An 11,169-nucleotide genomic window follows, 5' to 3' on the forward strand; every position below is an offset into this window, starting at 1 on the left:
GCCAGTGGCCCGAACCCTTGATGATCACGCCCTGCACATGGGTGTCGACCAGCCTGGCCTGGGCGATGAGGAAATCGCCCGAAGCCTTTTCACCGGCGAGCACCAGCATCGGCATGGTCAGCGGCTGCCTGGCAAAGCCCGCGAAATCCTCGGCGTCCTGCGGGAAGGCGTGGAAGTATTCGAAACCGGCCTTCATGCGACCCGGCCGTGCGTACTGCTGGGTGTAGTACTGGCGATCGGCTTCGGACATCGAGTGTTTGGGATCGGCGGCAAAGTCGTTCCAGAAATGCTCGAAGTAGATGCGTTCGCGCCCGTCGACCAGTTTCAGCGGCGTTTCGCCGTAGAAGTTGAAATGCCACTTGTCGCGCAGCAGCCACACTTTCTGCCAGTCGCCCACGCCGGGSAGRAACGCATCCATCAACACGATGCTGTCCACCTCGTCCGGGTATTGCGCGGCATAGGCATAGGCCACCATCAGGCCGATGTCRTGGCCGACGATSTTCACCTTGCGRTAGCCCAGTTGCTGCACCAGGGCATGGATGTCCTGCGCCATGGTCTTCTTGTCGTAGCCCGAGGCGGGCATCGATGAATCGCCGGCGCCGCGAAGGTCGGGTGCGATCACCGTGCGGCGGTCGTCGAGCTTGGCGATCAGCGGCAGCCACATATGGCTGGTTTCGGCGTAGCCGTGCAACAGGATCACGGGTGTGTCCGAGCCTTGGCCGGCCTGGAGGTAATGCAGTTGCACGCCGTTGGCGTTGGCCGTGTGTTGTTCGATGGTTGGTGTCTTGGCGCTAGCCGCTGCCTGAAGGGCGAGCGAGGCCAGCAACGCCACCGCAAGGCGGCGCATCCAATGCAAGGTCTTCATCGTGAACTCCCTGGTAGACCCGGCCGCGGGTGCGGCCGGGCAGATGGCTTACAGCTGACTCATGCCGCCGTCGGTGATGATCTCGGTGCCGACGATGAAGGCCGATTCCGGTGCGACCAGGTGCAAGACGGTCGAGGCGATTTCAGCGGGTGTGCCGAAGCGGCCCAGCGGTACCTGCGACTGGATCTGCGCGGCGGTGGCTTCCAGCGTGGCCTTGTCCATGCCGAGCTTGCCGTAGAGCGGCGTTTCCACCGGTCCCGGGCTCACCACGTTGACGCGCGCACCCAGCGGCAACAGTTCCGCCGACAAGGTCTTGGCCAGCGAAATCACCGCGGCCTTGCTGGCGGCGTAAACCGACGAGGTCGGCATGCCGATATGKGCGTTGATCGAGCCGTTGATGACGATGGACGCACCCTTGTTGAGCAGCGGCAGCAGCGACTGGATCTGGAAATAGGGGCCCTTCACGTTGACGTTGAAGGTCTGGTCCCACAGCGCCTCGTCCACGGTTTCAAACGGCGCCAGCTTGGCGATGMCGGCATTGAGGAAGATGCCGTCCAGGCGCAGGCCTTTGGCGCTCAGCGCGCTGGCCAGCTCCCTGGCGCCCGTCACGCTGCTGGCGTCGTTGCGGATGGCAATGGCCTGGGCGCCGATGCTGGCGCGGGCCTGTTCGAGTGCGGCTTCATCGCGGCCGGTGATGACTACGCGGGCACCTTCCGCCGCGAAGGCCTGGGCGGTGGCAAGGCCGATGCCGCTGTTGCCGCCGGTGACGAGGATGGTTTTGTCGGTGAAACGGTTCATGGCGTGCTCCGTGGATGGATGTGTGGTCGATGGGGAAATGATGCGACTGCCCGTTGGCCTTGCCGTGCCATGTTTCCGATGAACATGTTCGATATGGTCGAACATCCCATGAGTGACCTATGTTGGCGTTTCCTCGACGTATGTGTACCAGCCGTGCGCATCGCGCCAAGGCGCTATGCAGAACTCGTGCGAGTCTCGTCGAGACGCCGCGTACAAGATGGCAACAACGCTGACTGTTGATATGCGTCTTTGCGTAACGGTCACATTCCGGGGACCAGCAGTCGACATTTGTCTCCTTAGGGTGCGTGCACCGCCCAGGGAGACCATCGATGAAACAACAGAAAAACAAAACGCGGCTTTGCACTCGTCTTGCACTCGTAGCCCTCACCGCATTCGGCAGCGTCCCCGCTTTTGCCGATCCATCCCCCGCACTCGACCGTGTCAGCATCTGGCTGGGTGCGTTCTACTCCGATACGCAGACGCAGATTGGCGCGACCGGTCGCAGCGGCATCATCAACGGCTACAACGGTCACTTCAGTCTGGAGGACGATCTGGGCTTCCAGGAGCATAAAGCGGTTCCGCGCGCGCGGCTGGATTTCCTGATCGGCGATCATCAGGGATTCTCCTTCGATTTCTTCGGCATCAATCGCACGCACGGCCGCTCGATCAGTCGTGACATCAGCTATGACGGCACCACGTTTCCCGCCTCCGCCAGCGTGGACGGCAAACTCAACTTCAACTTCGGCAGCGCAGCCTATCGCTGGTGGTTTGGCACGGGCAGCGATGTGTTCGGCCTTGGTATCGGCGCGGCGTATTACGGCGTGAAGGCCCGGGTGGAGGGACAGGCCGATATCGACGGCTTCGGCGGCAGCGCCGTGGCCAGCACCCACGAGACGGCCTGGGCGCCGGTGTTGCAGCTGGGTTGGCGGCACGCGTTCTCGCACAACTTCCGCATTTACGCCGATGCCTATGGCGTAAAGAAGAACGGCGGCAACCTCGCGGGCCATATCTATAACGGGGCCCTCGGCCTGGAGTGGTTTCCGATCGAGAACTTCGGCGTGGGTGCCGAATACAGCTATACGCGCATTCGCCTCGACCAGAACCATCCGTCCTACCAGGCGAATCTGGATATGAAGTTGCTGGGGCCTTCGTTGTTCGCCCGCCTGCGCTTCTGAGCTGGATACAGGCCGTGCGGCGGCTGCGCCTTCATCCTTGGGCGCGGCCGCCATCGCGCGAACTCGAGGCGATGGGATGGCCTTGTTCCGCGTGGTGACGTTGCCGCCAGCATCCGCCGCCGTGATTGACCGGCGACCATTCCGGCAACGGCATCGGCTGGGCCAGATCGAACGCGCGAAAGTCTCCTTGCGCGTAGACCACGCGGCCATCCATCACGGTGAGCTCGGCCTCAATCTGGCGGATGTCTTCGTCGGCCACGCTGAAGTAATCCTGCGAGAGCACGGCGAAGTCGGCGTACTGGCCGATATCGAGCTGGCCCTTGCTGCCTGCTTCGCCGGAAAACCAGGTGTTGGCTCGCGTATGCAGGGCGAGCGCCTGGGTGCGGTCCAGGCGTTGTTCGGGCGGATAGAGGGTGCTGCCACCCAGCGTGCGGCCGGTAGTAAGCCAGTAGAGCGTGGTCCACGGATCCATGCTTGCCGCCGTGCTGCCGCCCGAACCGACGCCGACATGCAGGCCGGCATCGAGCATGCGACGGATCGGCGGCGTGTGCGCCGCGACATCCGGACCGTGGCGTTCGAGAAAGTACTCGCCCTGATAGGCCATGCGCGGCTGCAGGTTGATACCGCCGCCAAGCCGGGCGACGCGCTCGATGTTTCTCGCGCTGATCGTCTCGGCGCCATCGAAAAACCAGGGCAGGGCGCGCAGTGTCATTTCCGCATCGACCTGTTCGAAAGCCTCCAGGGCCATCTCGATGGTCTCCTCGTAGACGGCATGCATGCGCCAGGGCCAGCTGCGCGCCACCAACCGGCTGACGATGTCTTTGAGCTCGGTGCCCGTCTGGGCGGTGAGTACCGGCGGCGGTTGACGGAAGTCGTCGTGATCCATGGCGTCATGCACCAGCACTTCGCCTGCGCCGTTGAAGCGGAACAGTTCGTCGCCATCGCCGTAGTGGTTGATGGTGCACCAGTGCAGGAAGTCGCCGGTTTCGCCGCCCGGAGTCTGCGCGGACAAGTGATAGGACACGCGCACGGTGAGCAGATGATGTTGGGCGAGTTCTTCCACGGCCTTGTAATCGTCCGGGTAACGCAAATGCGCGGCGCCGGCATCGATGACGCTGGTGATGCCCAATCGATTGAGTTCGCGCATGCTCTGGCGCAGGCTGTTGATCTGGTATTCGTGCGGCAGCACAGGTGCGTGAGCGAGCGCGTCGCGAAAGATTTCCGGCGTCGGCGTGGCGAGCAGCAGGCCGGTGGGCACGCCTTGGTCGTCCCATTCGATATGGCCGCCCGGTGGATCCGGCGTCTGCCCGTCATAGCCGCAGGCAGCGATGGCCGCCGCGTTGAGCAGGGCGCGATCCTGCAGGTGCTGCACATAGACCGGCGTGGAGGGGGCGATGCGGTTCAATTCCTCAAGCGTCGGCAGCCGATGCTCGGCGAACTGGTGTTCACCGAAGCCGCCCACGACGCGTACCCATTGCGCAGGCGGCGTGCGCGCCACCTGGTCGGCCAGCATGCCCAGTGCTGCGTCCACGCTGGGCACGCCGTCCCAGCGCAGTTGCTGGTTGTAGTCCAGGCCGGTGGCGATCAGGTGCTGGTTCGCATCGATAAGACCGGGAATGATGCGCCGCCCGCCTGCATTGATCACCATGGTGGCAGGGCCGGCGAGCGAGCGTATCTGGCCGTTGGTGCCGACGGCGGCGATGCGCCGCCCGTTGACGGCCAATGCCTGCACCTCGGGCCGCTGGGCGACGCCGGTGTGGATCTTTGCGTTGTGGACGATAAGCGTCGGGTACACGGCCCTCGCGCCTTGTGATCCGCTACAGCATCAGGTTGCGTCGGCAGGCGTCGAGCTTTCGTGACTGCGTTCGAGCCCCGTCAAGCAGCGATGTCAGGAAGCGCGGCCAATGGGCCGGTAAATTGCTTCAGGCCACAGGGCTGCTGGCGAGATGAAGGCCATGTGCATATGCACAAAAGTCATTTCCTGCTCTGGCGCCGATTGGACAGCATGTTTTTACTCGTTGGGAGGCGAGACCATGAATCCAGCCCTGTCCGCAAAGACCGCCGTCACCTTGCGTCGCGCACTCGCCGTCATGGCGATCGCCTGCGCCTGGCCGGTGTGTTGTCTCGCGGACAACTATGACTTCTACAGCAACTGGCCCACGCATGTGACCGCATCCGATGGCACGGACTTTGGCTTGGCCGTGCTTTATCAGTACGACGTCAATCAATTCTCCAACGACGCCGGCAAGTTCGAAGACGCCGGCACCAACCGGCGTCGCTATCTGGGTTTCTACCTGCGCAAGCCGGGCGTGTACGACGCCATCGTGCAATACGACTTCCAGGCCAGGCAGTGGGTCGATACCTTCGTGCGTTTTCGCAGCAGCGGCGTGATCGGCGAGGACATCGGCAACTTCCGCTTCGGCTATTCGAAAACGCCGGTGGGTTTCGAAGGCGTGACCAGTTCGTCCGCCACCACGTTTGTCGAAACCGCCTTGCCCACGCAGGCCGTGTGGGAAGGACGTCGCGCGGGTTTCGACTGGGCCTGGGTGAGGCCGCATTTCATCCTCAACGTCGGCGACTATTTCTGGCGCAAGGATTTCGACGGCAACAATCCGGGGCGCACCTGGGCTGCACGTGCCGCGTGGATACCGCTCAACAAGCCCGGCCATGTCTTGCACCTGGGCCTGTCCGCGTCACGCGAAAAGCTCGATTGGGCCGACGAGGGCTCGGTGCCGCCTTCTGCGCGGCTGCGCGCGCGGCCGGAAGATGGCCTTTCGCCCGTGCGTCTGGTGKATACCGGCAATCTGCCCTATAGCAAAAGTGTCGATCGCCACGGCTTAGAGGCACTGTGGATCCAGGGGCCTTGGTCGCTGCAGGGCGAGTATCTGCAGGCGCAGGTGGATCGCAGCAACGGCAAGCCCAATGTCGAGGTGAACGGTTTCTATGTGTTCACTACCTGGACGCTCACCGGCGAGTCGCGCTTCTACAGCGACGGCAACGTGGCCGACCGTCGCTACAACGGCCGCGACCTGCAGGCGGTGCGACCGACACACGCCTGGGGCGCGGTGGAGTTGGCGGTGCGCTATAGCGAGCTGGATCTCAACGACGGCGCCATCACGGGCGGCAAGGAACACGATTGGACGGCCGGGGCGAACTGGTATATCGGCGAGCACCTGAAGTTCCAGGCTAACTATGTGTGGGCCTTCAGTGATCGGGGCAGGCTGCAGGTGAATCCGCGCATTTTCGAGATGCGGGCGCAGGTTTATTTCTAAGGCTGTTCAAGCCTTGCGCGCACTCTCATTGTCGTCGTTCCGGCCTACGCCGGAATGACGGGCAGTGGGGGCCGCGGTTTGCCACCGGCGCCCGGATGGCGCCGGTGATACAAACTCAATGCAGACCCACGCTATCGCGCGTCGCGTCAAAGATCTTCTGCGTGTCGTAGCCCACGCCATTCTTGAACACGAGCGGCATGTGCTCGATATCGGCCACGTGCTTGGCCGGGTCGCCATCGATCACCACCAGATCAGCGCGCTTGCCTACGGCGAGGGTGCCGACGTCGCCGTCGCGGCCCAGGTATTTCGCGCCGTTGGAGGTGGCGACTTTCACCGCCTGCTCGACACCGAAGCCTGCCTCCACCAGCAGTTCCACTTCGCGCTTGGACGAATAGCCCGGCACCACGCCGCCGTAGCCGGTGGGATCGGTGCCGGCGAGCAGCAGGCCGCCGGCGTCGGCGTATTGCTTCTCCATGCGGGCGAGCTTGAGGTAGGTCTCCGGCGTCATGCGCGCCTTGGACCCCTGCACCTTGTTCCAGGTGGCTTCGTACTGTGCACGCACTTCCGGCAACATCAGGTCGAGCGCACCCTGCGGCGCCTTGGGCCGGTTTGGCACGAAGGTTTCGAATACGGTGAGCGTGGAGGTGAGCGCCACATGGTGGTTGATCATGTCGCGCATCAGCAGCTTCACGTCAGCTGACCTTGGATCGACGGCGGCCAGCGAGTCGTTGACGCCGGGGCTCTTCGGGCACTGGTCGGGCTGCTTGTCCTTGACGAAATCGCTGGCGACGAAGAAGCCGTGCTCCAGGTTGTCGATGCCCATGTCCACCGCTTCGCGATACGTCACCGAGCACAGATGCGCCGTCACCTTGGCCTTGTGCTCGTGAGCGGTATCGATCACGCGCTTCAGTTCATCGCGGGTGATCTGCATATAGGCCTTGTACGAGGTGACGCCTTCGGCCGACCAGTAGTTGACGGTGCGTTCGGCATCGTCCGGACCGCTCAGCACGTGCACGGCGGGAATGGGCAGGCCCGGGCCGTTGAGGTAGGGGCCGGTCACGTCCATGTCGGGACCGATCACGGTGCCCTTGGCGATGGCGTCGCGCACGTTGATGTCGGCATAGGGCATCATCGAGCCGGCCGTGCGCATGGTGGTCGTGCCGCCGGCGAGATAGAGGCGCGGGAAGCTATAGCTCATCTCGTTGTATTCGGCGCCGCCGGCCGGATAGAACATGTGCTCGTGCACCATCACGAAGCCCGGCATCAGCGTCTTGCCCTTGGCGTCGATCACCTTGGCATCCTGCGGCAGCTTCACCTTGCTGCTCTTGCCCATGGCGACGATACGGCCATGGTCGATCACCAGCGTCTGATCGCGCGCGGCCTTGGCGCCCGTGCCGTCGATCACGGTGGCATGGGTGAAGGCGATCAGCGGTTGATCGTAGGCGACGAAGTCCTGGTCGCTCGCAGGCTTGGTATCGGCGGCCGATGCGCTGGCTGCGCATAGCAGGCCGGCAATGGCGACGGTGAAAAGCGAACGCTGCAATGCCATGGTGCTCCCCCTGTCAAAAGTGGGAGCATCGTAGCAAGCAGCGTTGCCGATCGGTCAGCCCGCTTCGAGCAGGGCCACCGTGCCCTGGCCACCATCGGCGCAGATGCTGACAATGGCCAGGGTGCCCGCAGGTTGCGCCGCGAGCTCCTTCACTGCCTGGCTGAGGATGCGAGCACCCGTGGCGCCGAAGGGATGGCCAATGGCCAGGCTGCCGCCATTGGGATTGACGCGCTCGCGCGGGAACGGTCCGAAGTCGCGGTCCACACCTGCTTTGCGCGCGAGAAACTCGCGGCTTTCCAACGCAGCCATGTGGAACAGCACCTGCGCGGCAAAGGCTTCGTGGATTTCCCAGAGGGCCACGTCGTCATAACGCAGGTTGTGACGAGCCAGCAGCTTGGGTATGGCGAATGCCGGCGCCATCAGCAGGCCTTCCACGCGGAAGTCGACCGCGGCGATTTCCCAGTCGACCAGCTTGACGCGCGGCACATGCGAGGGAATGCGATCGAGGCCTTTCTCGCTGGAGACCCACAAGCCGGCGGCGCCGTCMGTGAGCGGCGACGAATTGCCCGCGGTCAACGTGCCTTCTCCGGTCGTGCGGTCGAACGCCGGCGGGAGCTTGGCCAGTTTCTCCAGCGTGCTATCTGCGCGCGGAATGCTGTCGCGACGGAAGTCGCCCACCGGTATCACCAGGTCATCGAAGAAGCCACTGTTCCAGCCCGCTACGGTGCGCTGGTGGCTGCCGAGCGCCCAGGCGTCTTCATCTTCGCGGCGCATATGCCAGTCTTTGGCCGTGATCTCGGTGTGCTCGCCCATGCTCAGGCCTGAGGTGCGATTGACGATGCCCGGGATGTACAGGCGAACGTCGCCCGGCTTCAGCGTGAGTGCATGCGAAACCTTCTCGCCAACCGAGCGTGCTTTCTGGAATTGGCGGATCCAGTCGGAAAGGCTTTGCGGCAGACCCAGCTGGATGCGGCTGAGGCTGTCCACGCCGCCGACCAGGGCCAGCTGCAGGCTGTCGTCGTCGAGCATGCCGGCGGCTTCGATCATGCCGATCATGCTGGTGGAGCACGCCATGATGGTCGAGAACGCCGGGATCGTCGCCGGCGCACCCGCGTCCATCAGCACTTCGCGCGCGATGTTGCTCCAGGTGAGGTTGGGCACCACCGCGCCCCAGGCCGCGAAATCCGGACGCTTGCCCTCGGGCAGGCTGGCCAGCATGTGCTGCACCACGGGCACCGACAGCGCGATGGCATCGTGCGAGGCCAGCGCGCCATCCACTTTGGAGAAGGGCGTGCGTACACCAGAAGCAAGCCAGACGGGTCGGCTGTAACGCGACTTCAAAGGCATGGACGTGTCCTGATGGCGGGGGTAAAGGAGTCAGCTGGCGAACAGGTTCCACACAGCGCCTTCAGGCGCGCCGCGTCCCAGCTTGTCTGGCAGCGGGTCGGTGGCGGCGACGAACTCCAGCGACACCGAGTTGATGCAATAGCGCTGGTGGGTCGGCGGCGGACCGTCGTCGAACACGTGGCCTTGGTGACTGCCGCAGCGGGCGCAGCGGATTTCGGTGCGCACCATGCCGTAGCTGCTGTCGCGCACATAGGCCAGATGCGTCTCGTCGAACGGCGTGGTGAAGCTCGGCCAGCCGGTGCGGCTGTCGAACTTGTTGCCGGCCAGGAACAGCGGCAGGCCGCACAGCCGGCAGCCGTAGACGCCCGCGCGCTTTTCGGACAGCAGCACGCCGCAAAAGGGCGACTCGGTGCCATGGTCCAGCAGCACCTTGCGCTCTTCCGCCGTCAACTTGGCAGCCAGTGCATCGAACTGAAGCGGGGTGGGAGGGGACAGGTCGAACGTGGGACGACTGCTCACTGCGTGCTCTCCTCGATGAACCCACGGGCATTGAATGCCCGAACGCCCTGAAGATCGGGGCGAACGCGGCGGGCTCAAGGGGTCAGCGGCGCTCGCGGGCCTGTTCTTCCTGCACGGTGAGCACGGATTCCGGGGCCGCTTCCAGCCGGGCCTTGGGGATGGGATCCCCGCTCTCGTCGGAGTAGCCGTAGGTGCCGTCGTCGATCTTCTGCAGGGCGCGCTCGATGTTGTTCACGCGTTGCTCGTCCACGTCGTGGGTGGCCTGGCGCACTTCTTCCTGGGCCAGGTCCTGCGCGGAATCCTCGAACTCTTCGGCCTCGTCACCGTGCTCCTCGGTAAAGGCGCGCTTGCGTGCATTGACGTCCAGTTCACCGCCCAGCACCTGCTGCCGCAGCGCCTCCAGGCGCTTGCGTTGCTGTGCGATGAACTCGGGGGTGAGGTGTTGTTCGGCGGCCATGGGTGCGACTCCGTCGGGGAGGATTATCCGGTAGCTATCGCACAGGTTTTGTTCGTGCGCGGTGAAGGCACCGGCCCGTGGATCGGGCCGGTGCGCAGGCGTCACCAGCGGTAGGCCACCTTGCCGTAGACATAGGCGCCATTGAAGCCGAACGGCGAAAACACCGAGTACGGCATGGTGCCGCTGTTGTCGTTGGCGTGGATGACGCGGTCAGGGTAGGTATTGAGCACGTTGTCGCCGCCGACGGTGAAGGTCCAGCGGTCGAGGCTGTAGTTCACGGCCAGGTCGAGTATCCATTTGGCGCCGAACGTCTGGTCTAGCGTGGCCGTGGTGGAGTTGTAGGACACGAAGCTGCCGTAGCGCGTCAGCGTGCCGTTGAAGCTCCAGCGGCTGAGGTTGTAGACCTCGTTGATGATCAGCTTGCTGCGCGGCGTGGTATCGGCCAGCAGGCCGTACTGGTCGCGCCGGTCGATGCGCTTGAGGTTCACCCCCAGCTGGTTGAGGATCGCCGGATTGGCCTTGATGTCGGTGACCTTGTTCTTGTTGTAGTTGTAGCTCACCGTGCTCTGCAGCGAGCCGGCATCGCCGAAGTCGCTGAGATAGCTCGCCACCAGGTCCACACCGCGCGTGCGGGTGTCCACCGCATTGGTGAAGTACGCGATGCCGCTGTAGTTGGTGTTGGTGATGCCGTTGGCGGCGAGATAGGCCTGCACCGCGGGCGAGGTGGTGGCGAGGTTGCTGGACAGGGTGATGCGGTTGTCGATGTTGATCTGGTAGATGTCCACGCTCAGGTTGAGCGCATCGAGCGGATTCCACACCGCGCCGAAGGTGTAATTGTGCGACTTCTCCGGTTCCAGCGGTTGGGCGCCCAGCAGCGTGCCAACCGGGCTGTTCACCGGTACCAGGCCGGTGTTGTAGATGCCTGGCGGCAGCTGCAGCGAGTTACCCGCGCCGTAGTAGAGCGACGAGGTATACGAATAGTGCTGCTGCGCCAACGACGGCGCGCGGAAACCGGTGGACACGCTACCGCGCAAGGCGAAGCGATTGGTGAAGTCAAAACGGCCGGCCAGCGCGCCTGATGTGGTGTTGCCGAAGTCGCTGTAATCCTCGTGGCGCAAGGCGAGCGACGCGCCGAAGCGATCGGTGAGGTTCGATTCCAGGCTCACGTATTCGGCTACGTCGTGGCG

At 64.0% G+C, this 11,169-nt stretch carries 10 protein-coding genes; 2 read left to right on the forward strand and 8 right to left on the reverse strand.

Features of this window, described 5'->3' with window-relative positions:
* The coding region (locus tag AC1DMG_RS15605; RefSeq protein WP_477180729.1) for an alpha/beta fold hydrolase at positions 1 to 865 on the reverse strand (865 nt) is incomplete at its 3' end.
* Positions 866 to 913: 48 nt separating this feature from the next.
* On the reverse strand, positions 914 to 1,663 hold the full coding sequence (locus tag AC1DMG_RS15610) for an SDR family oxidoreductase (RefSeq protein ID WP_477180730.1): 750 nt from the start codon (positions 1,661 to 1,663) through the stop codon (positions 914 to 916).
* Between the two features lie 329 nt (positions 1,664 to 1,992).
* On the opposite strand from AC1DMG_RS15610, the gene AC1DMG_RS15615 reads away from it, so the two are divergent.
* Positions 1,993 to 2,838, forward strand: a complete 846-nt coding sequence (locus AC1DMG_RS15615; protein ID WP_477175623.1) for a hypothetical protein — start codon at positions 1,993 to 1,995, stop codon at positions 2,836 to 2,838.
* Between the two features lie 31 nt (positions 2,839 to 2,869).
* Here AC1DMG_RS15615 and AC1DMG_RS15620 read toward each other — a convergent pair whose 3' ends face one another.
* Positions 2,870 to 4,633: an amidohydrolase gene (locus AC1DMG_RS15620; protein WP_477178299.1), complete on the reverse strand. Its 1,764-nt coding sequence runs from the start codon at positions 4,631 to 4,633 to the stop codon at positions 2,870 to 2,872.
* Positions 4,634 to 4,871: 238 nt separating this feature from the next.
* On the opposite strand from AC1DMG_RS15620, the gene AC1DMG_RS15625 reads away from it, so the two are divergent.
* Positions 4,872 to 6,110, forward strand: coding sequence for an OprO/OprP family phosphate-selective porin (locus AC1DMG_RS15625; protein ID WP_477180731.1), 1,239 nt, complete (start codon positions 4,872 to 4,874; stop codon positions 6,108 to 6,110).
* A 115-nt stretch (positions 6,111 to 6,225) separates the two neighbouring features.
* Here the strand turns inward: AC1DMG_RS15625 and AC1DMG_RS15630 are convergent, their stop codons facing one another.
* The 5 genes from AC1DMG_RS15630 to AC1DMG_RS15650 all read right to left on the reverse strand — a co-directional run.
* Positions 6,226 to 7,659, reverse strand: coding sequence for an amidohydrolase family protein (locus AC1DMG_RS15630; RefSeq protein ID WP_441602300.1), 1,434 nt, complete (start codon positions 7,657 to 7,659; stop codon positions 6,226 to 6,228).
* A gap of 54 nt (positions 7,660 to 7,713) precedes the next feature.
* On the reverse strand, positions 7,714 to 9,006 hold the full coding sequence (locus tag AC1DMG_RS15635) for a thiolase family protein (protein ID WP_441602299.1): 1,293 nt from the start codon (positions 9,004 to 9,006) through the stop codon (positions 7,714 to 7,716).
* A gap of 30 nt (positions 9,007 to 9,036) precedes the next feature.
* Positions 9,037 to 9,525: a peptide-methionine (R)-S-oxide reductase MsrB gene (gene msrB / locus AC1DMG_RS15640; RefSeq protein ID WP_441602298.1), complete on the reverse strand. Its 489-nt coding sequence runs from the start codon at positions 9,523 to 9,525 to the stop codon at positions 9,037 to 9,039.
* Between the two features lie 82 nt (positions 9,526 to 9,607).
* Positions 9,608 to 9,982, reverse strand: a complete 375-nt coding sequence (locus AC1DMG_RS15645) for a TraR/DksA family transcriptional regulator (RefSeq protein WP_477175619.1) — start codon at positions 9,980 to 9,982, stop codon at positions 9,608 to 9,610.
* 101 nt (positions 9,983 to 10,083) lie between these two features.
* Positions 10,084 to 11,169: TonB-dependent receptor domain-containing protein (locus AC1DMG_RS15650; protein WP_477180732.1), on the reverse strand; the 1,086-nt coding region annotated here is incomplete at its 5' end.

It is taken from the genome of Dyella sp. 01N36, from assembly GCF_056399745.1.